Origin of the sequence: Tritonibacter horizontis (assembly GCF_001518015.1) — a bacterium.
Taxonomy (GTDB): Bacteria; Pseudomonadota; Alphaproteobacteria; order Rhodobacterales; family Rhodobacteraceae; genus Epibacterium; species Epibacterium horizontis.
The window spans coordinates 1-22,946 of record NZ_LPUY01000091.1 but is presented as its reverse complement, the minus strand read 5'-3'; the positions used below and the strand labels follow the sequence as shown (position 1 = coordinate 22,946).

At 66.1% G+C, this 22,946-nt stretch carries 22 protein-coding genes; 14 read left to right on the top strand and 8 right to left on the bottom strand.

All coding sequences use genetic code 11. The features are described from left to right. Positions 1-4: 4 nt before the first annotated feature. The 4 genes from TRIHO_RS17325 to TRIHO_RS17310 all read left to right on the top strand — a co-directional run bounded on the left by TRIHO_RS17325 (position 5) and on the right by TRIHO_RS17310 (position 3,603). Entirely contained in the window at positions 5-736 is a 732-nt protein-coding gene (locus TRIHO_RS17325) for a 16S rRNA (uracil(1498)-N(3))-methyltransferase (RefSeq protein WP_068246586.1), read from the top strand. Then, on the top strand, positions 736-1,605 hold the full coding sequence (locus TRIHO_RS17320) for a GNAT family N-acetyltransferase (protein ID WP_068246582.1): 870 nt from the start codon (positions 736-738) through the stop codon (positions 1,603-1,605). Before TRIHO_RS17325 ends, TRIHO_RS17320 begins: the two co-directional genes overlap by 1 nt. Next, a complete protein-coding gene (locus TRIHO_RS17315; protein ID WP_068246579.1) occupies positions 1,602-2,129 on the top strand; it encodes a hypothetical protein in 528 nt (175 codons plus the stop codon). The genes TRIHO_RS17320 and TRIHO_RS17315 overlap by 4 nt, the downstream gene beginning before the upstream one ends. A 103-nt stretch (positions 2,130-2,232) precedes the next feature. Beyond that, positions 2,233-3,603, top strand: a complete 1,371-nt coding sequence (locus tag TRIHO_RS17310) for a glutamate--cysteine ligase (protein ID WP_068246576.1) — start codon at positions 2,233-2,235, stop codon at positions 3,601-3,603. 359 nt (positions 3,604-3,962) lie between these two features. On the opposite strand, the gene TRIHO_RS17305 is transcribed toward TRIHO_RS17310, so the two are convergent. The 5 genes from TRIHO_RS17305 to TRIHO_RS17285 all read right to left on the bottom strand — a co-directional run bounded on the left by TRIHO_RS17305 (position 3,963) and on the right by TRIHO_RS17285 (position 8,199). Further along, positions 3,963-4,448 (bottom strand): YHS domain-containing (seleno)protein, encoded by a 486-nt coding sequence (locus TRIHO_RS17305; protein ID WP_068246573.1) that lies wholly within the window; start codon positions 4,446-4,448, stop codon positions 3,963-3,965. Between the two features lie 264 nt (positions 4,449-4,712). After that, a complete protein-coding gene (gene plsY / locus TRIHO_RS17300; RefSeq protein WP_068246571.1) occupies positions 4,713-5,318 on the bottom strand; it encodes a glycerol-3-phosphate 1-O-acyltransferase PlsY in 606 nt (201 codons plus the stop codon). Between the two features lie 3 nt (positions 5,319-5,321). Continuing rightward, the gene (gene pyrC, locus TRIHO_RS17295; protein ID WP_068246570.1) at positions 5,322-6,638 is read right to left on the bottom strand and encodes a dihydroorotase; all 1,317 of its coding nucleotides are present in this window, start codon (positions 6,636-6,638) and stop codon (positions 5,322-5,324) included. Positions 6,639-6,690: 52 nt separating this feature from the next. Continuing rightward, positions 6,691-7,236 carry a hypothetical protein gene (locus tag TRIHO_RS17290; protein ID WP_068246569.1) on the bottom strand — a complete coding sequence of 182 codons (546 nt, stop codon included), beginning with the start codon at positions 7,234-7,236 and terminating at the stop codon, positions 6,691-6,693. Positions 7,237-7,239: 3 nt separating this feature from the next. Next, positions 7,240-8,199 carry an aspartate carbamoyltransferase catalytic subunit gene (locus tag TRIHO_RS17285; protein ID WP_068246566.1) on the bottom strand — a complete coding sequence of 320 codons (960 nt, stop codon included), beginning with the start codon at positions 8,197-8,199 and terminating at the stop codon, positions 7,240-7,242. A gap of 175 nt (positions 8,200-8,374) precedes the next feature. On the opposite strand from TRIHO_RS17285, the gene TRIHO_RS17280 reads away from it, so the two are divergent. The 6 genes from TRIHO_RS17280 to TRIHO_RS17255 all read left to right on the top strand — a co-directional run bounded on the left by TRIHO_RS17280 (position 8,375) and on the right by TRIHO_RS17255 (position 15,991). Next, positions 8,375-9,142 (top strand): uracil-DNA glycosylase, encoded by a 768-nt coding sequence (locus TRIHO_RS17280; protein WP_068246564.1) that lies wholly within the window; start codon positions 8,375-8,377, stop codon positions 9,140-9,142. 15 nt (positions 9,143-9,157) lie between these two features. Next, on the top strand, positions 9,158-9,757 hold the full coding sequence (locus TRIHO_RS17275) for a metallophosphoesterase family protein (RefSeq protein ID WP_068246561.1): 600 nt from the start codon (positions 9,158-9,160) through the stop codon (positions 9,755-9,757). Next, positions 9,754-10,377, top strand: coding sequence for a LysE family translocator (locus tag TRIHO_RS17270; RefSeq protein WP_068246558.1), 624 nt, complete (start codon positions 9,754-9,756; stop codon positions 10,375-10,377). Before TRIHO_RS17275 ends, TRIHO_RS17270 begins: the two co-directional genes overlap by 4 nt. Before the next feature lie 4 nt (positions 10,378-10,381). Further along, positions 10,382-10,924: a molybdenum cofactor biosynthesis protein B gene (gene moaB / locus TRIHO_RS17265; RefSeq protein ID WP_068246552.1), complete on the top strand. Its 543-nt coding sequence runs from the start codon at positions 10,382-10,384 to the stop codon at positions 10,922-10,924. A gap of 81 nt (positions 10,925-11,005) precedes the next feature. Continuing rightward, positions 11,006-12,475 (top strand): efflux RND transporter periplasmic adaptor subunit, encoded by a 1,470-nt coding sequence (locus TRIHO_RS17260; protein WP_068246548.1) that lies wholly within the window; start codon positions 11,006-11,008, stop codon positions 12,473-12,475. Between the two features lie 96 nt (positions 12,476-12,571). After that, positions 12,572-15,991, top strand: a complete 3,420-nt coding sequence (locus TRIHO_RS17255; RefSeq protein ID WP_068246546.1) for an efflux RND transporter permease subunit — start codon at positions 12,572-12,574, stop codon at positions 15,989-15,991. Here the strand turns inward: TRIHO_RS17255 and TRIHO_RS17250 are convergent. After that, the gene (locus TRIHO_RS17250; RefSeq protein ID WP_068246544.1) at positions 15,937-16,434 is read right to left on the bottom strand and encodes an NUDIX hydrolase; all 498 of its coding nucleotides are present in this window, start codon (positions 16,432-16,434) and stop codon (positions 15,937-15,939) included. The genes TRIHO_RS17255 and TRIHO_RS17250 overlap by 55 nt on opposite strands. Before the next feature lie 152 nt (positions 16,435-16,586). After that, the gene (locus TRIHO_RS17245; RefSeq protein WP_082705181.1) at positions 16,587-17,423 is read right to left on the bottom strand and encodes a protein-disulfide reductase DsbD domain-containing protein; all 837 of its coding nucleotides are present in this window, start codon (positions 17,421-17,423) and stop codon (positions 16,587-16,589) included. A 179-nt stretch (positions 17,424-17,602) separates the two neighbouring features. Between TRIHO_RS17245 and TRIHO_RS17240 the strand changes: the two genes are divergently transcribed. Then, the gene (locus tag TRIHO_RS17240) at positions 17,603-18,157 is read left to right on the top strand and encodes a YqgE/AlgH family protein (RefSeq protein WP_068246540.1); all 555 of its coding nucleotides are present in this window, start codon (positions 17,603-17,605) and stop codon (positions 18,155-18,157) included. A 228-nt stretch (positions 18,158-18,385) separates the two neighbouring features. On the opposite strand, the gene TRIHO_RS17235 is transcribed toward TRIHO_RS17240, so the two are convergent. Then, entirely contained in the window at positions 18,386-19,339 is a 954-nt protein-coding gene (locus TRIHO_RS17235) for an L-threonylcarbamoyladenylate synthase (RefSeq protein ID WP_068246538.1), read from the bottom strand. Positions 19,340-19,553: 214 nt separating this feature from the next. On the opposite strand from TRIHO_RS17235, the gene TRIHO_RS17230 reads away from it, so the two are divergent. From TRIHO_RS17230 to TRIHO_RS17220, 3 genes are read left to right on the top strand one after another with little or no spacing between them, the layout of a single operon-like run. Beyond that, positions 19,554-21,266 carry an acyl-CoA dehydrogenase gene (locus TRIHO_RS17230; RefSeq protein ID WP_068246536.1) on the top strand — a complete coding sequence of 571 codons (1,713 nt, stop codon included), beginning with the start codon at positions 19,554-19,556 and terminating at the stop codon, positions 21,264-21,266. 3 nt (positions 21,267-21,269) lie between these two features. Further along, positions 21,270-22,322: an MBL fold metallo-hydrolase gene (locus tag TRIHO_RS17225; RefSeq protein WP_068246533.1), complete on the top strand. Its 1,053-nt coding sequence runs from the start codon at positions 21,270-21,272 to the stop codon at positions 22,320-22,322. 46 nt (positions 22,323-22,368) lie between these two features. Beyond that, positions 22,369-22,824 carry a DUF6173 family protein gene (locus TRIHO_RS17220; RefSeq protein ID WP_068246530.1) on the top strand — a complete coding sequence of 152 codons (456 nt, stop codon included), beginning with the start codon at positions 22,369-22,371 and terminating at the stop codon, positions 22,822-22,824. Positions 22,825-22,946 lie beyond the last annotated feature (122 nt).

The window sequence follows — 22,946 nt, the reverse complement described above, 5'->3', positions numbered from 1 at the left end:
CCTCATGAGTGCTAAAGTCAGACTGTATGTAGATCACCCCTTGGGGGCAGGGCAATCGGTTCCTCTGGACCGGGACCAGGCGCATTACCTCTTTGGGGTGATGCGGCTGGCTGTGGGCGCGGCGGTGGCGCTGTTCAATGGCCGGGACGGCGAATGGCAGGCCGAGGTGGCGGAGGCCGGCAAACGCGGCGGTGTGCTGGCCTGTGTGGCGCAGTCAAAGCCGCTGCAATTGCCGCCTGACCTGTGGCTGCTGTTTGCCCCGATCAAGAAGGCGCGGACGGATTTCATTGTTGAAAAGGCCGCCGAAATGGGGGCCGCGCGCATCCTGCCGGTGGCGACGGATTTCACCAATTCCGAACGGATCCGGCAGGACCGGCTTCAGGCCCACGCGGTGGAGGCCGCAGAACAATGCGGCGGCACCTATGTGCCCGAGGTGACAGAGCTGCAGAAGCTCGCGGCGCTGCTGGATCACTGGCCTGCCGACCGTCAGCTGATGTTCTGCGACGAGGCCGAGGTGGGGCAGCGCCTGTTTCTGGACAGCGCTGACAGCGGCGCGGCGGCAGGCCCCTGGGCGATTCTCATCGGGCCGGAAGGGGGCTTTTCGCCGGCCGAACGCAAACGTCTGCACGCGATGCCGCACACCCATGTGGTCAGCCTCGGCCCGCGCATCCTGCGGGCGGACACTGCCGCTGTGGCTGCGATGACGCTCTGGCAACACACACTAGGGGACTGGTAATGGTCTGGCGCGCAGCAACCGAAGCGGATGTGGCGCGCGCGCTGCCATTTCTGGATGCCCATATCCAAAGTTCGATGTTCCTGTTGGAAAATCTGAGCCAGCACGGGCTTGGTTCCGATCATCCGAATGGGCTGACCCTCTGGGTGCCCGAGTCGGGAGACGGGATTTTCGGGATAACCAACTCTGGCACTGTCTTGATGCAGAGGCCGGCGGCGACCTCGCGGGATTGGCTGGCGGCAGGGCAACTGCTGGCTGGCCGCGATGTGAATGGCGTGCTCGGCGATGCGCTGCAGGTGCGGGCCTTTATCGGGGCCAATGGGCTGGGGGATCATCCCTGTCAACTCGACAGCGATGATCCGGGGTTTGTGCTGGATCTTGCCGATCTGAAGGTAGAGATGCGCGCCGAAGAGGCACTGATTTCAGTCCGTGATGCGCCGCGCGCGCTGATGGACACATGGCGCACCGCCTACGAAATCGAAGCGGTGCAGGCGTCGCCAGAAAAGGCCCGCATCAAAGGACCGAAGGACATCGACCAGTTCATTGCCCGCGATAGTCATCGTGTGCTGCTGGTGGACGGTGTGCCGGTGGCGATGTGCGGCTACAACACGACATTCGAGAACACGGTGCAGGTCGGCGGGGTCTATACGCCGCCCGCCTTGCGCGGCCGGGGCTACGCGCGCCGCGTCGTCGGTCGGCATATGGCCGAATGTCGCGCGCGCGGCGTATCGCAGGCGGTGCTTTTCGCGGCGAGCGCGGCGGCGGCAAAGGCCTATGTCGCGGTTGGCTTTCGGCCGGCCGGGACTTTCGCGCTGGTTCTGTTTTCACAGCCTGCGCATATCCGCACCGAGACTGTGGAGGGATGCACATGACCTTTATCCGGCCGGAAGCGCAGGCGGCGCTCTGGCGCTGGCGCGAGATCCTTGGCGCGCTGGTGCTGTTGGCGCTGGGGCTGCGATGGGGGCTGACCGGGGTCGGCTTTATGGAAGTCACCGGCTGGGCCTGCGTTGCGCTTGCGTTGATCCTCGGCGTGGTCGGCGGCCAGCGCATGCGGTTCCGCCTCGGATCGGATGGACCGGGCGTGGTGCAGGTCACCGAGGGGCAAATCAGCTATTTCGGCCCGTTGACGGGCGGCGCGGTGGCCTGTTCTGAAATCGAAAGCCTGCGGCTCGACCATACGGCGCGTCCGTCCCATTGGGTGCTGGAACAGCCCGGTCAGCCCCCCCTTGCGATCCCGGTCACCGCCACCGGGGCGGAGGCCCTGTTTGATGTCTTTGCCAGTCTGCCGGGTCTGAAAACGGAACGCATGCTGAGTGAACTGCATCACAAAGGCCCGCACCAGGTCGTGATATGGCAGCGGTCACCTGAGCCGCAGACGGTCCACCGCTTGCATTGACAACACCGGTGTTTCGCCGCACCAGTTGAAATCCGGGCCCCGGCCCACTGAATGAAACGCCACGCCAGCCCATGTGCGGCGACCACCAAAGGGGGCCTGTCCCATGTCCATTCCTCAGTCCGGCGGCGGACCGATCGAAAGCCATGCGCAGCTGGCTGAATACATGGAATCTGGCTGCAAACCCAGCGATGACTGGCGGATCGGCACCGAGCATGAGAAGTTCGGCTTCTGCAAGGACAGCCTGAAGCCGCTGCCCTTTGAGGGAAAACGCTCGATCCTTGCGGTGCTGGAAGGTCTGCGCGACCGGCACGGCTGGGACCCGGTCACCGAGGGCGACAAGCTGATCGGACTGACCAAGGGGATGGCCAACGTCAGCCTGGAACCGGGCGGCGCGCTGGAGCTTTCCGGCGCCCCGCTGGAGACCATCCACGAGACTTGCGACGAGGTGAACACCCACCTGCGCGAGGTGAAGGACATCGCCGACGAGATCGGCGTGGGCTTCATCGGTCTGGGCGCGGCGCCGATCTGGCAGCATGAAGAAATGCCGCTGATGCCAAAGGGGCGCTACAAGCTGATGAACGACTACATGGAGCAGGTGGGCACCATGGGGCGGTCGATGATGCGGCGCACCTGCACCGTGCAGGTGAACCTCGATTTCGCCTCCGAGGCGGATATGGTGCAGAAACTGCGCGTGGCGCTGGCGTTGCAGCCGGTGGCGACGGCGCTTTTTGCCAATTCGCCTTTCTTCGAGGGCAAGCCCAACGGCATGAAGTCCTGGCGCAGCCATATCTGGCGGAACCTGGATGATGCGCGCACCGGCATGCTGCCCTTTGTGTTCGAGGACGGCATGGGGTTTGAGCGTTACGCGGATTATGCGCTCGATGTGCCGATGTATTTCGTCTACCGCGATGGCAAGTACATCAATGCGCTGGGGCAATCCTTCCGCGATTTTCTGAAAGGCGAGCTGCCCGCGCTGCCGGGCGAGACGCCGACCCTGAGCGACTGGGCCGATCACCTGACCACCGCCTTTCCCGAGGCGCGGATCAAGAAATACATGGAAATGCGCGGCGCCGATGGCGGCCCCTGGCGGCGTCTGTGCGCGTTGCCGGCCTTCTGGGTCGGTCTGATGTATGATCCGTCCAGCCTTGATGCGGCCTGGGATCTGGTCAAGGGCTGGGATGCCGAGACCCGCGAAGGGCTGCGCATCGGGGCCGGTCGTGAGGGGCTGCAGGCCGAAGTGGGCGGCATCAAGATGCACGATCTGGCGCGGCAGGTGCTGGCGATCTCCGAGGCGGGTCTGGTGGCGCGGGCGCGTCAGGGGGCCGGTGGGCTGATCCCGGACGAGACCCATTTCCTCAACGCGCTGAAAGAGAGCATCGAGACGGGCAAGACACCGGCGGACGAGCTGCTGGACCGCTACAACGGCGACTGGAACGGCGATTTGGCGCGGATCTACGCCGAATACAGCTACTGATCCTTGCCAGTGGACCTGTTGCAAAGGGGGCGCCGCTTCGGGGCCCCTTTTTTCTGCGCGCGGGCTCTTGGCGGCGCGTCCGGGCGGGGCGATCCCGGCGGCCGGGCAGGGGAGGTGGCGCACCCCAGCGGGTCGCGCCGACAGGGGGGGCAGCCCGAAGGTCATTGGGTAAAACCATCCCGAGCAAGAGTAAGCGCCTCAATCGGGACCGGGCAAGTGCGACTTGCGATCAGGGCAAGCTTGAAAGATATGCCGGGTTTCCCTTTTGGGGGCAATTTGGTTTTTGGCGCGGCTGTGCGACAAAACCGGCGGCAAGGCGTCCTGCCGCCGGTCGTGGTGTTGTCCGTGAGAAGGGCGCCTTACTTCAGCAGGTCTGCCGGGGCCGTGCTGGCGATCTCTTCCCAGTTGGTGTCTGCCTTTTCGATGAAGCCGGGAATATCGGCGACCCAACGCTCCTGGATGTCGGCGGACAGGTTCAGGTAGAGCACGTCATCGACGATCTTCCACTGGTGCGGGTCGCCGTCGAACTTGAACCCCATCGCCGCACCAAAGGCGCAATAGCCGCCGTAAGCGGGCACATAGGCCTCCGGGGTCTTCTCGAACAAGGCCTTGTTCTCTTCGGTGGCGAACCAATAGGTCGCCTCGTCAAAGGCAGTGGTCAGGCGATAGTCGCCCTTGGTCGCCGTACCTTCGGTGAAATAGGCAACCGGGTCGTAGCCCTGCATCGCAAGCCCGGTGGAGGAGGCGTTGATGTCGACCCCGGCGGACAGCGCCGCGGTGGCAAGGCCCAGGCTGAGGGCGATCCCGCCAAGCAGGGATTGGGGAAAGGAGGATGTCTGTGTCATTGTGTTTTGCTTTCGATCAGGCGGGCGCTAATTGCCCTCAGGGTGAAATATGTCCGTGGCCGGGAAATGAAGTCCGGCCGACACCGCACCGATCTGGGGCAGGCCCGGATCACATGCAAAACAACTCCTTTTGTGTGTGCAGCGGCGCAGATCCACTCTGCGCACCTGGTCAGATACAATCGCGTGAGATCAACGTGAGAGAAGACACCCCGCCGGATCCGGGATCCGGGCGAGGGGCTCAACGGTGTCACATTCAATGGACCTCTACGACTTGCCGATCTTCGGCTCGGTGCCGGCGCGCAGGCGGGCGATATTGTCCTTGTGGCGCCACAGGATGACCAGCGTCAGCGCCAGGGTCAGCCCCGCGACAGGGCCGTGACCCAGCACCAGCGCCCATAGGGTGGAGCTGAGCGCCGCAACCAGCGCCCCCATGGACGAAACCCGGCTGACATAGGCGGCCGCGAGCCACGTCAGGCAGCAGGCAATGCCCACCGGCCAGGCCAGCGCCAGCATCAACCCGAGGAAGGTGGCAACCCCCTTGCCGCCCTTAAACCGGAGCCAGACCGGAAAACAATGGCCGATAAAGGCCAGCAGCCCCGCCACTTGCGCGGCATCCTCGCCGGCCAGAAAACGCGCCAGCAGCACCGCCGCCGCGCCCTTGCCGCCATCCAGAAAGAGCGTCGTTGCCGCGGCGGCCTTGCTTCCCGTGCGCAGCACATTGGTGGTGCCGATATTGCCGGACCCGATCTCGCGCAGGTTGCCGAAGCCAAAAACCCGCGTGACCAGGAGGCCAAAGGGGATCGACCCAAGAAGATATCCAAGCACGGCCCAGAGGAGGAGCATCGGTAACGCGGTTTCAATCAGGGGCAAAACTCAGGCCTTTCTCTGCGCGAAGACGGGGCGTCCCGCCACATAGGTCGCCAACACCCGGCCTTGCATGCGCTGGGTGTCAAAGGGGGTGTTCTTTGATTTCGACTGCAGCGCGAACCGGTCCAGCACAAAGGGCACATCCGGGTCAAACAGCACCAGATCGGCCGGGGCGCCCTCTGCCAGCCGGCCCGAGGCCAGGCCGAGCCGTTTTGCCGGGTTCAGCGACAGGGCGCGGAACAGGGTCGGCAGGTCCAGAAGCTCCGCATGATACAGGCGCATCGCCGCAGGCAGCAAGGTCTCCAGGGCGACGGCCCCGGCGGCGGCTTCCTCGAACGGCAGGCGTTTGCTCTCTTCGTCCTGCGGTGTGTGCATCGACGAGATCACATCAATGACGCCGTCGCGCAGGGCCTCCACCACGGCCAGCCGATCCTCCTCGGAGCGCAGCGGTGGCTTCACCTTGAAGAAGGTGCGGTAATCGGCCACGTCCAGCTCGTTCAGCGTCAGATGGTGGATCGAGGTCCCGGCGGTGATGTCCAGCCCATTGGCCTTGGCCCGTTCCAGCGCGGGCAGAGCGCGGGCGGTGGTGATCTGGTCGGCGTGATATTTGGCACCGGTCATCTCCAGCAGGGCGATGTCGCGGTCCAGCCCCATCCGCTCTGCCATGGGCGACACCGAGGGCAGGCCCCGAAGTGCGGCAAACTTGCCAGAGGTCGCGGCGGCCCCGGCCGACAGGCCCGGATCCTGCGGATGGGCCATGACCAGCGCGCCGCAGCTTTTGGCATAGGTCAGGGCGCGGGAAAACACCTTGGTGTCCGTCACCACATGGTCGCAGTCGGTAAAGGCAACCGCCCCGGCGTCCATCAGGAACCGGATTTCGGTCATTTCCCGGCCCGCGCGGCCCTTGGTCAGGGCCGCCATCGGCAGCACGTTGACGGGGGCGTCCGCCTGCGCCCGGCGGGTGACGAATTCCAGCGTTTCAGGGCTGTCGATACAGGGGGTCGTGTCGGGGCGGGTGACGATGGTGGTGACCCCACCGGCCGCCGCCGCAAGGCCGGCGGATTTGTAGCTTTCCTTGTGGCGCTCGCCCGGCTCGCAGACCTTGACGCCGATATCAACGATCCCCGGTGCCAGGCATTTGCCGTTGCAGTCCACCAGCGTGACATCCGCCGCCGCCAGGCCATGGGCGGCCAGGATCGCCGTGGTGTCCTGTTGCCCGGCGAGACGCGCGAGGATCCTCCCCTGGGCGATCAGCAGGCTGCCAGGGGCGTCGGTTCCCAGCTCCGGGTCGATCAGGCGGGCATTGTGCAGAAGCGTCGTCATCAGGCCGGGTCCTTCGTCATGTCGGTGGGGCGGGCGGGGCGGCGCCGGGCACTCATGTGGCCAGCGCCCAGATCAGAAGACAGAGCGCGGCCATCACCACCGCAAAAATCGTCGCGCCGATGCGCCGGGCGCGGCTGCGGGCGGCTCGCGGGGCATGGCGCAGCCTGGGCTCTGCGCTGTCACTGTGCAGCGGCGTCGGCGCGCTCCAGTTGGTCCGTGTCTCGCCAAGTCGCGCCACCAGCGACAGCGGCGCGGCCGGGGTCAGCCGCACGGCCTGCTCCTCCAGGCGGGCCGCAAAGGCGCGCCCGCGCAGGACCAGAACCCAGCCGGCCACATTGTCGAGCGCCAGACCGTGCTGCGACAGGTCCGCCTCAGAAACCGCAAGCCCGTCACGCAGATACCCCAGCAGCCCCAACCCTTCGAGGTCCTCGACCGGGAAAATCTCGGCCTGCGCCAGATCAAGGCTGTCCACGCCCAGCACCTGCGCCAATGCGCCCTCTTCGTCACGCAGGAATTTCGCCTGTTCGGGCGGCATGTCGAGGGCAAAGATCAGGACCTGATCCCGGCCACCTTTGGGCAGTTCGATCACGTTGGACATCGCTCAGCGGGCCTCCGCCTGTCGTGCGCGCCGCAGGTTGCGGGCCAGAAGATCCATCGCCGCCATGCGCACCGCAACGCCCATTTCCACCTGTTCCTGGATCACCGAGCGTTTGATGTCGTCGGCGATGGTGCCGTCGATCTCGACGCCGCGATTCATCGGGCCGGGATGCATCACGATGGCGTCGGGCTTGGCCAGCGCCAGCTTGTCCGCATCCAGCCCGTAGCGGTAGAAATATTCGCGTTCGGACGGGATGAACCCGCCATCCATCCGCTCCTTTTGCAGGCGCAGCATCATCACGACATCGACGTCTTTCAGCCCCTCGCGCATGTCATCGTAGATCTCGGCACCAAACTCGGCGAATTGCTGTGGCACCAGCGTTGGCGGGCCAATCAGGCGGATGCGGTTTTCCATCTTTCCCAGCAGGATCAGGTTTGACCGCGCCACGCGGGAGTGGGCGATATCGCCGCAGATCGCAATATTGAGCCGGTGCAGACGCCCCTTGGCGCGCCGGATGGTCAGCGCATCCAGCAGCGCCTGGGTCGGGTGTTCGTGCCGCCCGTCGCCGGCGTTCAGCACCGCGCAGTGCACCTTTTGCGCCAAAAGATCGACCGCGCCGGAATGCGGGTGGCGCACCACCAGCAGATCCGGGTGCATGGCGTTCAGCGTCATCGCGGTGTCGATCAGGGTTTCGCCCTTTTTGATCGAGGAGGCCTGCATCGCCATGTTCATGACATCCGCGCCCAGACGTTTGCCCGCCAGTTCAAAACTGGCCTGGGTGCGGGTGGAGTTTTCAAAGAACATATTGACCTGGGTGAGCCCGGCCAGCGCGTCGGAGTGTTTCTCCGTCTGCCGGTTCAGCGCCACATAGGTCTCGGCCAGATCCAGAATCGCCGTGATTTCATGGGGGTGCAGCGGCTCGATCCCGAGGAGGTGGCGCTGGTCGAAAGAGGGGGGCTGCATGGGCGAACTCCGCGCTGTTTCGGCCCTTATAGGAGGGCGGCGCATTTGGGGCAAGCGGCGGGGCATGTCGCGCCGATCTGCGGCGCTCGGGCGGGTCAGGATCTGGATATGTATCGCAGGTTCATGCTGCGAAGGGGCATTTTCCTTTGTGTCGCAAGGGGCTACTGTAGGCACCATGGAATCGGAGCTGGATTATTGGAGCGCGAAGGCGCTGTTGGAGTGGCAGGTGGAGCTTGGCGCGACCGAGGCCATGCTGGACGCGCCTGTCGACCGCTATGCGCTGGAAGATCACAAGCCAAAGCCCGCCCGTGGTGCGGCCGCCGCGCCGACGCCGGTCAAACCCAGGGAGGTCGATCCCGTCGCCGAGGCTCGCAAGGCCGCCGCGGCGGCCACCGCCCTGCCGGGGTTGCGCGCCGCGCTTGAGGGGTTTGCCCATTGCGAGCTGAAACGCGGCGCCCGCAATCTGGTGTTCAGCGACGGTCAGGCCGGGGCGCGGGTGATGATCATCGGTGACGCGCCGGGGCGGGACGAGGATCTACAGGGCAAACCGATCGTGGGTGCCGCGGGTCAGCTGCTCGACCGGATGCTGGCCGCCATCGACCTGGGGCGGGACAAGAACGTCTATATCACCAATGTGCTGCCCTGGCGGCCACCGCAGAACCGTGACCCGCTGCCGGCAGAGATCGCGATGCTGGTGCCGTTTCTGGAACGGCATGTGGCGCTGGCGCAGCCGGATGTGCTGGTTCTGATGGGCGATCTCTCCTGTCAGGCGGCGCTGGGAAAACGCGGTATCACGCGGTTGCGCGGCCAATGGGCCGAGGCCTGGGGCAAACCGGTGTTGCCGATGCTGCATCCCGACTATCTGCTGCGACAGGGACGGGCCAAGCGGCAGGCCTGGGCCGATCTGCTGGACCTCAGGGCGCGGCTGAACGGCTTGAACTAGAGAAAGGCTTTGGCGATGAAAATCCTCGCATTCTCCGATCTGCATCTGGTTGCTCCGCTGGCGGCGGATCTGGTGGCCGCCAGTGTTAAGGCCGATCTGGTCATTGGCGCCGGGGACTTTTGCAACATGCGGCAGGGCTTGCCCCGCGCGATGGAGATGCTGGCGGGGATCGCGGCGCCCATGGTGGTGGTGCCCGGCAACGCCGAGAGCATCGAGGAGCTGCGCGGCTGTGCCTTGCCGTCGATGACGGTGCTGCACGGGCAGGCGGCCCTGGTCGAAGGGCTGCGGATTTTCGGGCTGGGGGGCGGCATCCCGGAAACTCCCTTTGGCGACTGGTCCTTTGACCTGTCGGACGAGGCCGCCGCGCGCGTGCTGGCGCAGGCGGAAGAGGTCGACATCCTGGTGACCCATTCGCCGCCCACCGGCGCCGGCGACACCACGTCGGCCGGGCTCTCCATCGGGTCGGACAGCATCCGCGCGGTGATCGAACGGGTGCAGCCACGGCTTGCCCTTTTTGGTCATGTGCATGATTGCTGGGGCTACCGGGGCGAGATCGGCAAAACGCATTGCGCCAACCTCGGCCCGACGCCGAACTGGTTCGAGGTGGCCCTGTGATCGCAATCTCTACCCTTGTGGCCTTTGTGCCGGCGGCGCTTGCGCTCAATATCACCCCCGGAGCGGATATGATGTTCTGCCTGGGGCAGGGATTGAAATCCGGCCCCCGTTCGGCGATCGCCGCCAGTCTTGGCGTGGCCTTTGGCGGCATGGCGCATGTGGCGCTGGCCGGTCTGGGGGTGGCAGCTGCGGTCGCGGCCCTGCCCGGCCTGTTCGATGTGATCCGCTGGGTCGGGGTCGGTTATCTCCTGTATCTGGCCTGGGGAGCGATCCGCGATCCGGGCGCGGCGGATGCGCCGGGGGCGGTGGTGCCCGCCGCACGGGCCTTTCGCGCCGGGCTGATGGTCAGCCTGACCAACCCCAAGGTGATCTTGTTCGTGCTGGCCTTCGTGCCGCAATTCCTGCGCCCCGAGGCGGGGTCGGTGCTGGGCCAGTTTCTGGTCTTCGGGGCGATCATCGGCCTTGGCGGCGTGCTGGTGAACGGCGGCATCGGCGTCTTTGCCGGGCGGGCGCGGGCGGTTTTTGCCGGCGGCCATCGCGCCGGTCGCTGGATGCGCCGCCTGACGGCTGGAATTTTTGCTGGCCTCGCCCTGCGGCTGGCGCTTTTGGAAAGGGCCTGACCCCATGTCACGCATTGATGACAGCAAGGATTTCATCCCGGTCCGGATTGCCATCCTCACCGTGTCCGACAGTCGCAGCCTGGCCGAGGATCGCTCCGGGCAGGTGCTGGTGGATCGGCTGACGGCTGCAGGGCATGTCCTTGCCGACCGCAGGATCCTGCCCGACGAACGGGACCAGATCGCCGCCCAATTGCGCCTCTGGGTGCAGGATCCCGAGGTCGATGTGGTGATCTCGACCGGCGGCACCGGCCTGACCGGGCGCGATGTCACGGTCGAGGCGCATCGTGACGTCTATGAAAAGGAAATCGACGCCTTCGGGACTGTGTTCACCTGGGTATCGATGCAGAAAATCGGCACGTCAGCGGTGCAATCGCGGGCCACGGGCGGCGTCGCGGGCGGGACCTATCTCTTTGCACTGCCTGGCAGCCCCGGCGCCTGCAAGGACGCCTGGGACGAGATCCTGCTCAAACAGCTTGATTTTCGCCACAGGCCCTGCAATTTCGTCGAAATAATGCCCAGACTTGACGAACATTTGCGACGGAAGTGATCCACGGCTGCAAATAACCGCGTAACATGTCCGAGATGTGCTAATTTCCGACCGGAGCCGGGCCTGCCGAAAGGGATGAAAATGCGTTTTCTGCGACACAGCGTAATGGGGCTGTTTCTGCTGGCGGTTACAGCGGCGCTTGGGCTCTATGCGGCGTTTTTGATCAGCGCTGCCGTGCAACAAAGCCTCTCGCAGGAGCGCCGCGCGCCCCCTGCGCGGGAACGGGTCTTTGCAGTCAATGTCGTCACCGCCGAATTGAACGCCGAACGGCCCGAACTGGTCGGGTTTGGCCGCATCGAAAGCCGCCGCACGCTGGAGCTGCGGGCGGCGGTGTCGGGGCGCGTGATCTCTCTTGCCCCCAGTTTCCAGGACGGCGGCGCGGTTGCGGCCGGCGATGTGCTGGTTGAAATCGACAAGGCCGACGCCGAGGCCACGGTGCAGCGGGCCGAGGCGGACATGATGGACGCCCGCGCCGAAAGCCGGGATGCCGAACGGGCGCTGGAGCTGGCCGGGGACGAGCTGGCAACCGCGCAGTCGCAGGCGGAGTTGCAGGAGCGGGCGTATCAGCGACAGGTCGATCTGAAGGCCCGTGGGGTCGGCACCGAGGCGCTGGTCGAAGCCGCCGAGCTGACCGCCACCCAGGCCCGCCAGTCGGTGCTGACCCGGCGGCAGGCCGTCAGCCAGGCCGAGGCGCGGGTAGATCAGGCGCGGACCCTGGTGTCGCGCGCCCAGATCGCGCTCGACGAGGCGCAGCGCGATCTGGACGACACCACGATCACCGCGCCCTTTACCGGCACGCTGCAATCGGTGTCGCTGGTCGAGGGCCGTCTGGTGTCGGCCAATGAAATCCTCGCGCAGCTGGTGGACCCGGACCAGCTGGAGGTCGCCTTTCGTGTGTCGACCACGCAATATGCCCGGCTTCTGGACGATGCCGGCCGCCTGATCCCGGCAGATGTCACCGTAACGCTGGATGCGGCCGGCGCGGGCATCAGCGCCGAGGGCACCCTGGCGCGGGCCAGCGGCGCAGTGGGGGACGGGCAATCGGGCCGCCTGATCTATGCCGCCATGCAGGCCTCTGCCGGGTTCAAGCCGGGCGATTTTGTCACGGTCACGGTGCGGGAACCGGCCATCCCCGATCTGGTGCGCTTGCCTTCCTCCGCGATGGATTCGCGCCAGACCGTTCTGGTCCTGGGCGCAGAAAACCGGCTGCGGGAGTTGACGGTGGAACTGGTGCGCCGCCAGGGCGATGACATTCTGGTGCGCGGCGATGGGCTGGACGGTCAGCAGGTGGTTGTCGGGCGCACGCCGCTGCTGGGCGAAGGGATCAAGGTCCGGCCGCTGACGCAGGGGGCTGAAAATGCCACGGCCGCCCCGGACCCGGCCCCCGACCTGATCGAACTGACATCGGAACACCGCGCCCGTCTGGTCGCCTTTGTCGAGGACAACGGCCGCATGCCGAGCGAGGTCAAGACCCGCGTGTTGAGCCAGCTGACCCAGCCCAAGGTGCCGGCGGCACTGGTCACGCGCATCGAGAGCAACATGGGCGGCTGAGACACTTCCGTCCCGGCCCCCATCCTTGTCCCCAGCCGCGCCAGCGCGGCCCCGGTTGCCGCGTTGGCGCCGGCTGAAGCCAACAGGTGAACGTGCATGGCGTCTTCTTCACAGTCCAGCGCAAGCGGTGGCATCCTGAGCTATTTCACCCGTCACCGGACGGCGGCGAATTTGCTGCTGATGTTGCTGTTGATCCTCGGTGCGGCGGCGATTCCCAACATGCGGGCGCAGTTCTTTCCCGATGTGATCGTTGAATCCGTTGATGTCACCGTGGTCTGGGACGGGGCCGGCCCGGAGGACGTGGACAGTGCCATCGTACAGGCGCTGGAACCGGCGCTGCTGGCGGTGGAAGGGGTGGAAACCACCTCCGCCTCCTCGCGCGAAGGCCGCGCGGTGATCGACATCGACTTTGAACCCGGCTGGGACATGGCCCGGGCGGCGGATGATGTCCAAAGCGCGGTCGATGCGGTCAGCACCCTGCCCGAAGAGGCCGAGGACCCGGAGGTCGAACGCGCCGTCTGGCGGGACCGGGTCACCGATGTGGTCATCACCGGACCCGTCGGGGCGCAGCAATTGGGCCTGCTGGCGGACGAGCTGATCCTGCGGCTGTTTGAGGTCGGTGTCACCCGCACCACCATTCGCGGCGTCGCCGCCCCGCGCACCATCGTCGAGGTCCCGTCGAGCCAGCTCATCGCCCATGACATCACCATGGCCGAGATCGCCTCTGTCATCGCCGCCGAGGTCGAGATCAACCCGGCGGGCGAGGTCGAGGGCGCCAATGCGCGGGTGCGCACCGGCACCCAGAAACGCAGCGCCGACGAGCTGGAGGCGGTGGTTCTGCGCTCCGAAGCAGACGGCTCGGCCCTCACCATCGGCGATGTCGCCCGCATCCGGGTCGAAGGCGTCGACCGCCAGCGCAGCTATTTCGTCGGCCCCAACCCGGCGATGTCGATCCGGGTCGACCGCTCTGACAAGGGCGATGCGATCAAGATCCAGCGCCAGGTGCAGGAGGTCGTGACCCAGATGAACCCCTCGCTGCCGCAGGGGGTGGAGATTTCCCTGATCCGCACCCGCGCGGAGGCGATCACCGGGCGGCTTGATATCCTGGTGGACAACGGTCTGATGGGTCTGGGTCTGGTGGTGATCCTGCTGTTCCTGTTCCTCAACGCGCGCATTGCCTTTTGGGTGGCCGCCGGGATTCCGGCGGCGATGTTCGCGGCCATTGCGCTGATGTATATCGGCGGGCTGACCATCAACATGATTTCGCTCTTTGGCCTGATCATCACCCTTGGGATCGTGGTGGATGATGCCATCGTGGTGGGGGAACATGCCGATTTCCGGGTCCGCAGGCTGGGGGAAACCCCGGTGGTGGCCGCCGAAAACGCTGCCCGCCGGATGGCGATGCCGGTATTTGCCGCCACGCTGACCACGATCATCGCTTTCTTCGGCCTCACCTCCATCGGGGGGCGTTTTGGCAGTCTGATCGGCGACATCCCCTATACGGTGATCGCCGTTCTCGCCGCGAGCCTGATGGAATGCTTTTTGATCCTGCCGAACCACATGGCCCATGCGCTGGCCCACAGCAGCGAGCAACACTGGTATGATGCCCCCAACCGGGTGGTGAACCGGGGCTTTCGCTGGTGCCGTGAAGCCCTGTTCCGCCCGCTGATGGCCGGTGTGGTCCGGGCCCGCTACGTGGTGGTCGCGGGGGCCTTTGTGCTGCTGGCCAGCCAGATGGCCCTGTTCATCGCCGGCGATGTCACCTGGCGGTTCTTCAATGCGCCGGAACAGGCCTCTGTGTCCGGCAATTTCGCCATGGTCGAAGGCGCCACCCGCGCCGACACCCTGCAACAGATGCGGGAATTCCAGCGCGCCGTCGAAGAGCTGGGCGCCGAATACGAGGAACGCCACGGTCGCAACCCGGTCGATTTCGTCATGGCCGAGATCGGTGGCAACACCGGGCGCGGACTGGCGGGCACGGAAACCAAGGACAGCGACCTGTTGGGCGGCATCGCGATCGAACTGATCGACGCCGATCTGCGGCCCTATTCCAGCTTTGCCTTTGTTGGCGAGTTGCAGGACCGGGTGGTGCAATTGCCGCTGACCGAAGTCGTCTCTTTCCGTGGCTGGCGCTCCGGCCCCGGTGGCGATGCGCTCGACGTGCAGTTTTATGGCGCCGATGTCGCCACCCTCAAGGCCGCCGCCGAAGACCTGAAGACAGCCGTGTCCCGCTACCCTGAGGTCTCGGCGGTGGAGGACAACCTCGCCTATGACAAGGAAGAGCTGGTGCTCGACCTGACGCCGCAGGGGCAGGCGCTGAACTTCACCATCGAAAGCCTTGGCCAGGCCCTGCGCCGCCGTCTGAACGGGATCGAAGCGGCAACCTACCCGGACGGGCCGCGCTCTGCCACCATCCGGGTCGAGCTGCCAAAGGGAGAGCTGACGGCGGATTTTCTGGAACGCACCCAGATGCGCGCGCCCTCTGGCATCTATGTGCCGCTGGCCGATATCGTCACCGTGACCCAACGCACCGGGTTTTCCACCGTCCGGCGCGAAAACGGCGTGCGGCTGATCTCTGTCACCGGGGACCTTTCCGAGGATGACCCGGTGCAGGCCGAGGCGATCATGGAGGCGCTGGAAACCGAGATCCTGCCTAAAATCGCCGAGGAGCGGCAGGGCGAATACCGGCTCTCCGGCCTCAGCGAGCAGGAGGACGAGTTCCTCACCGATGCGATGAACGGTCTGGTGCTCTGTCTGGCGGGGATCTACCTGGTGCTGTGCTGGATCTTCTCCAGCTGGACGCGGCCGCTTGTGGTGATGGCGATCATCCCCTTTGGGCTGGTCGGCACGATCTGGGGTCACCACCTGTGGGACCTGCCGATGAGCATGTTCACCGTGGTCGGCCTGCTGGGGATGACCGGGATCATCATCAACGATTCCATCGTTCTGGTGTCGACCATCGATGAATATGCCGCAGAGCGTGGCCTGATCCCGTCGATCATCGACGGCGCCTCGGACCGGTTGCGGCCGGTGATGCTGACGACCTTGACCACGGTGCTGGGTCTGGCGCCGCTGATGTATGAAAGCTCTCAACAGGCGCAGTTTCTGAAGCCAACGGTGATCACGCTGGTCTATGGCCTCGGGTTCGGCATGTTCCTGGTGCTTCTCGTGGTGCCGGCGCTGGTGGCCATTCAGGCGGATGTGGCGCGACCGATGCAGTCGATCAGGCGCAGCCTAGCCCGCGGCCATCGTCGCGTCGGGGCCCGCCGGTTGCGCGCCCTGATGGCGATGGGCGGCCTGGCGCAGCTGGCCTGGCTGGCGCTGACACTGGGCCAGACCATGGCGACCGGGCGGCTCAACCCGTTGCTGGCGCAGGTGTTTCCAATCGCAAACGGGGCGGAGCCGTTGCGCGCGGCGCTGTTGCTCTGTCTTGGCGGGATGGCGGTGCTGGCCCTGGTGACCTATGTGATCGGGGCGCTCGGCGGGGTTCGGGGATCTTCGCGGCAGGCCGCCTGAGCCAGCAGCGCCAGTTCGGCGACCCGGTCCAGCAGATCCAGCCCAAGCGTTTCGATCCGCGCGACCGGCACCCAGCGGGCCTCCAGCGCGTCATCATCCGCGACAGGTTGGCCAGACACATAGTGGCACAGCGTGGCGACCAGAAAATACTGCCCCGCGACCGTCCCGTCGGCGGCACGCGGGATCACATCCAGGGTCATCAGCTGCCGCCCGGCCTCGGCCCGTACGCCGGTCTCTTCGAACAGCTCGCGCGCGGCGGCTTCGGCGGCGGTTTCGCCCAGCTCCACATGGCCGCCGGGAAACCCCCAGGTGCCCGCGTTGGGCGCATTCTTGCGCTTGACCAGGATCACGCAGTCCTCGTCGTCTATCGACGCACAGACCACTCCGAGCGCCCCCAGCACAGGGCGGGGTGGCGGTGATACAAGGGGGGCGGCTTGGGTCATTTTTGCAAGGCTCTCGGTTGTTCGTTCGGGGCGGAGAGGTCACCACGTGTCACCACGTCGCAGGACACAGGTCACAAGTCGCAGGGCCGGGCCTGGATCACAGCACCGGACGGGGCGCGCAATCGGCGGCAAATGCCCGAAAAACGCCAGCCTCAGCCTGCTGTGCAGCCCCGGATATCCACCGCATGGGATGTGCCGAACACCGTAAACCGCAGGTTGGAGCGGTCAACCGCCAGCGGCGCATTTGTTGCCGGCAGCAACTCGGCTTCGGCGACCAGCACACCTGCGTCGCGCCAGGCCTGGGTTTCGGTGGCCACCAGCTCCGGGCTGCCCCCCTCGATCACCGCGACCTCTTCGCCGCCGGCCGGGGGCATGGTGATCCGCGCGGTGATCTTCATGCCATAGGGGCTGGGCGACAGATGGCAGGTGACGCCGCGCACCCGACCTTCGCTGGCGGTCCAGGGCCGGGCCGCCAGCGCCGCCGTGATCGCCGGATGACGGCCAGCTGACAGATCGGCACGGTGGTCAAATGTCAGCTCTGACGGGATGCAGACATCCTTGCACAGACCCAGCTCCATCCGCCCCTTCAGCCGGATCGGCTGCCCGGGATCGCGCGGGGTGATCTCGACCGGCAACACCAGTTCGTGATGATAACCTATTGTGCGCAGCCCCGAGGTCAGGAAAATCTCCGGCGTCGGCCAGGTCAGCCGCAGATCCGCGACATTGCGCGACCCCTGCCAGTCGAACCGGGGCGGGATGCCGGCATCCCCCGGCGCACGCCAGTAGGTTTTCCAGCCCTCCTCCAGCCGCAGATGCAGCGCCCCGAGGTATCGCCCCTCCGCCGTCGGCCCGCCATCCAGCACCTCAAGCGTGGCAACGCTGTCCCAGCCTCGTGTGGTCTGGGCACCGGCCTCTTGTGGCAGGGCAATGATCCGGCCCGCCAGCGCACAGGCGACGACACCGCAAAGAAAGAACAACTGGCGTTTCATGCCCCGAGCTATTGCCGCAAGCGCCGACAAAGCCAAGTCACATCCCGGCGAGGCCTCTAAAATGTAACTCAAACGTGACAGTGCCAGGCCCCGCCGACAGGCCCGTCCCGGGGTTGCAACCCCGGCGCGGGACCGGCATGCTGGCCCCATAGGCTGCGCGCCGCAACAGAGGCAGGCACATGGAACTGACAGGAAAATTGCTGATTGCAATGCCGGGCATTGGGGATCCGAGGTTCGGAAACGCGGTGATCTTTCTGTGTTCGCATGATGCCGATGGGGCCATGGGACTGATCATCAACAAGATGGCTCCGGGGATCCTGTTAAAGACACTCTTTGATCAGCTGGAAATCGAGGCCAAACGCGGCCCGAGTCGGTCCCGGATCTACTTCGGCGGTCCGGTGGAAACCCAACGCGGCTTTGTGCTGCATTCGGACGAATATATCTCGACCGTCAACTCGCTGCCGGTAAAGCCCGGCTTCTCGATGACGGCGACACTGGATGTGCTCGAGGAAATCGCCGAAGGGCGCGGCCCGGAGCACTATATGGTGATGCTGGGCTACGCCGGCTGGGGCCCCGGCCAGCTGGAGGCGGAAATCGCCGAAAATGGCTGGCTCACGGCAGAGGCCGACCCGGATATGATCTTCACCAGCCCGGCGGACGAAAAATGGGAAGCGGCGCTGGCCAGCATCGGCGTGGCCCCGCTGACCCTGTCCATGGATGCCGGTCGGGCCTGAACCCCGACCCTGAATCCCGACCCCGAAATCCCGCCAGCGACCACAGCATGGCCGCACGACACAGCGGGGGGCTCCCGCCCGTCTCGGCCGCATTGAAATGCGACCTCCCCCGTTGGGCGCGGCGCCGCTGACGCGGCGCTCCCGGTCGCCCCCTTCATCTTTTTAAAAATACCTCGGAGCGCGAGGCAGCGCCTCGCATCTTGTCCTGGCCACAGCGTCAGGCGGGTTCTAACGGGGCGCCGCTGCCCGCCGCAGACGGTCGTTGATTGCCACACCAAGACCGACCTCCGGCACCGGTGCGACTGCAATCGGCGCGTCCCGGGCATCCAGACGATGCAGATGGCCAAACAGATTGGCCGCCGCCTCCGCCAGATCGCCGGTTTCAGACAGGTTCAGATCAAACGCCCCCGGCCCGAAACCAAGCGACAGCTCGCCCGCCTCAAACCGCGTCGCGTTGAGCCGCACGGAGGCGTTTGGCGCGTAGTGAGACAGCAGTTGCCCCGGCGCGCTCAACGGATCCGCTGCATCGCGTTCGGCCACGGGCTGGCCCAGGACAGCCTCGATCTCTTCCACCGCCAGCCCACCCGGGCGTAGCAGGACCGGGGCGGGTCCCTGTAGTCCGAGAATGGTGGATTCGACCCCCACCGCGCAGGGACCGTCATCAAGGATCGCGGCGATCCGACCGTGCAGCCCGGCGCGGACATGGGCGGCGGTGGTGGGGCTGATCCGACCCGACGGATTGGCCGAAGGCGCTGCCACGGGACCACCCACCGCCGCCAGCAGATCCCGGGCGCAGGGCTTGGCCGGCACCCGCAGCGCCAGTGTGGCCAGACCGGCTGTCACCAGCGGCGACACCCCATGGCCCGCGCCCAGCGGCAGCACCAGTGTCAGCGGGCCGGGCCAGAAGGCTTCGGCCATCGCCTCGGCGCAGTCGTTCCAGACCACCAGCGCCCGCGCGGCCGCCACATCGCCGACATGGGCGATCAGCGGGTTGAACGACGGCCGCCCCTTGCTGGCATAAATCGCGGCCACTGCCGCGCCATTGCGGGCATCCGCGCCAAGCCCATAGACCGTCTCGGTCGGAAAGGCGACCAGGTGACCGGCCCGCAACAGCTCTGCCGCGCGGGCGATATCCTCCGGGCGGTTGCCCAGGGCTTCGGTCACGATGGGGCTGTCGGTCATGGCGGGGCCTGAAAACTGCTGCAATCTGTCGTGGGCCGTACCGTCACTTGCCCCGATGACGCCGCGTTTTGATTGCGCCAGCGCCGGAGCTGTTTACGTAAACGGCCAAGGCACAGTAAATAGCGGCTAGCGGTGCGGATGCCAAGCGGCTCCGCGTCTATGGTTCGCAGCGGCCCGCCAAGGGCCGTCAGGAAGATAAAGAGGTCCACCCCCGATGAGCTATCGCGCCCCCGTTTCCGACTATCAGTTCCTGCTGCACCAGATCCTCGGCTTTGACCGGATCACCGCGACCGAGACCTTTGCCGAGGCCGACGCGGATGTGGTCAGCGCGATCCTGACCGAAGCGGCCAAGATGTGCGACACGGTGATGGCGCCGCTGCAACGGGCAGGCGACCTGCACCCGGCCCGGCTGGAAAACGGCGTGCTCAGAACCTCGCCCGGCTTTGGCGCGGGGTACAAGGCGATCGCTGAGGGCGGCTGGATCGGCATGAGCGCGGACCCGGAGCATGGCGGCATGGGCCTGCCGATGTCGCTGACCACTGCGGTCAACGAAATGATGTCCGGCGCCTGCCTGTCGCTGCAGCTGGCGCCCCTGATGAGCCAGGGCCAGATCGAGGCGCTGGAGCATCACGCCTCTGACGAGATGAAGGCGCTCTACCTGCCGAACCTGATTTCGGGCGCCTGGAGCGGCACCATGAACCTGACCGAACCGCAGGCCGGCTCTGACGTGGGGGCGCTGTCGTCCAAGGCCACGGCCAATGGCGACGGCACCTATGCGATCTCGGGGCAGAAGATCTATATCTCCTGGGGCGACAACGACTTTGCCGAGAACGTCTGCCATCTGGTGCTGGCGCGGCTGCCCGATGGGGTGGCGGGCACCAAGGGGATTTCGCTGTTTCTGGTGCCAAAATACATCCCCGACGAAACCGGAAAACCGGGCAAGGCCAATGACCTCAAGGTGGTCAGCCTGGAGCACAAGATGGGGCTGCACGGCTCGCCCACCTGCGTGATGCAATATGACGGCGCGACGGGCTGGCTCGTCGGGCAGGAACACGGCGGCATGGCGGCGATGTTCACCATGATGAACAACGCCCGGCTCGGCGTGGGCGGACAGGGCATCGGGGCCGCCGAGGGGGCCTATCAGCACGCGCTGGCCTATGCGCTGGAGCGCAAACAGGGCAAGACCCCGGTTGAGGGCGGCACCGGCACCATCGTGGATCACGCCGATGTGCGCCGGATGCTGATGGAGATGAAGGCGGATGTCTTTGCCGCCCGCGCCATCATGCTGGCCTGTGCCGGCGCCATCGACATGGGCACTGCGACGGGCGAGAAGGACTGGAAGACCCGCGCCGCCTTCCTCACCCCCATCGCCAAGGCCTTTGGCACCGAAACCGGCATCCGCGTGGCCGAACAGGGCGTGCAGGTGCATGGCGGCATGGGCTTTATCGAGGAAACCGGGGCGGCGCAGTACTATCGCGACGTGCGGGTGACGGCGATCTACGAGGGCACCAACGGCATTCAGGCGATGGACCTGGTGGCGCGCAAGATGATGGACGGGGGCGAGATGGCCAACCGCCTGATCGACGAGATCGAAGAGCAGGCCGAACGCGCCCGCCCGACGCATCCGAACATGGCCGAAGCGGTCTGGCAGGCCTGCGAAACCCTGCGCGAGGCGACCGAATGGCTGGTGGAGGCCGATCTGCAGGACCGTTTTGCCGGGGCGGTGCCCTATCTGATGGCCTTTGCCCGTGTGCTTGGCGGCCACTACCACCTGGCAGCCGCGCTGGCGGACAAGGGCGGGCCGCGCGAGAAGCTGGCGCGGTTCTATATCAAACGGATGCTGCCCGAGCACGCCGCCTATCTGATCCACGCGCAGGAGGGCGCGGCCGGGGCCTTTGCCCTCAGCGCCGACGAACTGGCGGGCTGACCCATGGCCTCTGTCCCCGAAGTTCCCGAAGTTGGCCCCCGGACCCCCTGGACCGACCCCCCCGCCGCAGGGGAGGCGATCGAGGTGGCAGAGGGCGTGCTGTGGATGCGTCTGCCGCTGCCGATGAAGCTGGATCACGTCAATGTCTACGCGCTGGACGAGGGAGACAGCTGGACGGTGGTCGACACCGGCATGTCGTCGAAGAAAACCCGCCGCATCTGGGAACAGCTGATGGCGGGGCCGCTGGCGGGCAAACCGGTGGGGCGGGTCGTGGTCACCCATCATCACCCGGACCACATCGGCAATGCCGGCTGGTTCCAGTCCGAACAGGGCGCCGAACTGGTCACCACCCGCACCGCCTGGCTGTTTGCCCGGATGCTGACGCTGGATGTGCAGGAGGAATGGCCCGAGGAAACGCTGGCCTATTACCGCAGCGCGGGCATGGATCCGGAGATCTACGCCGCGCGCCGCGCCGAGCGGCCGTTCAATTTTTCCGATACGGTCTATCCGATGCCGCTGGGCTTCACCCGCGTGCAGCAGGGCGATGTGTTTCGGATGGGCGGGCGCGACTGGGATGTGCACATGGGCAATGGCCATGCGCCGGAACACGCGACCTTCTGGAGCCGCGACGACCATCTGGTGCTGACGGGGGATCAGGTGCTGGCCTCGATCAGCCCCAATATCGGCGTCTACGCCACCGAACCGGAGGCCGATCCGCTGGCGGAATGGCTGGAGGCCTGCGAACGCCTGTCGGTGCTGGCCCGGCCCGAGCATCTTGCGCTTGGCGGCCACAAACTGCCCTTTACCCGGCTGCCGCGGCGGATGCGGCAGCTGATCGACAATCACCACGGCGCGCTGGAGCGGCTGATGGAGTTCCTCGACACGCCCCGCACCGCCGCCGACTGTTTCCCGACCCTGTTCAAACGCAACATCGGGCCTGCAGAATACGGTCTGGCGCTGGTGGAGGCGGTGGCCCATGTCAATCACCTCTTCCGCACGGGCAAAGTCTCGCGCGTGCGGCGCGACGACGGAGCCTGGGTTTACCAGCGGCTGTGATCCTGCCACCCTGGGGGTGACAGCAGCGACCTGAGGATTTCCCGACATGGACAACAAGATTGCAACCAGCGCCGAAGCCGCCGAAGCGGCGGTGCTGCGCTGCTACCACGAGGTGCATACGGACCCCAAGACCCTGCAGGCCCTGCGCGACGTGCCCGCGCCGATGCGTCAGGTGCCAGAGCAGAAAAGCGCCGCTCACTGGGCCTATGAGCGGTTGATCCTCTACATTCAGAACTTTGAAAAGACGCTGGATGGCGAACATGAGGTGGCCATGGGCTTTGCCGGTGGCGAGGCCGGGGTGCTGCGGATCGAGGGGCTGGGCTATTTTGACCCGGATATCGTGACCTTCTACGGCAGCGATTCGGGCGGCGCAAAGACACAGCTGGTGCAGCATGTCAGTCAGCTCAATGTGATTCTGCGCGCCACGCCGAAACCCAAACCGCAAGAACCCGCCAAGCGGATCGGCTTCCGGCTGGTCGCGGAACTGGACGATCCAGCCTGACAGTCCCAGCCCTGAGGGGCGCGGATCCGCCGCAGGCGAGCGACGCGCCAGAAAGGCCCCGAGCGCGTAGGAGGCCCCAGAGAGGTTGCGCTGCGCGTTGCGCAACGCCGGGGGGCGGGGGC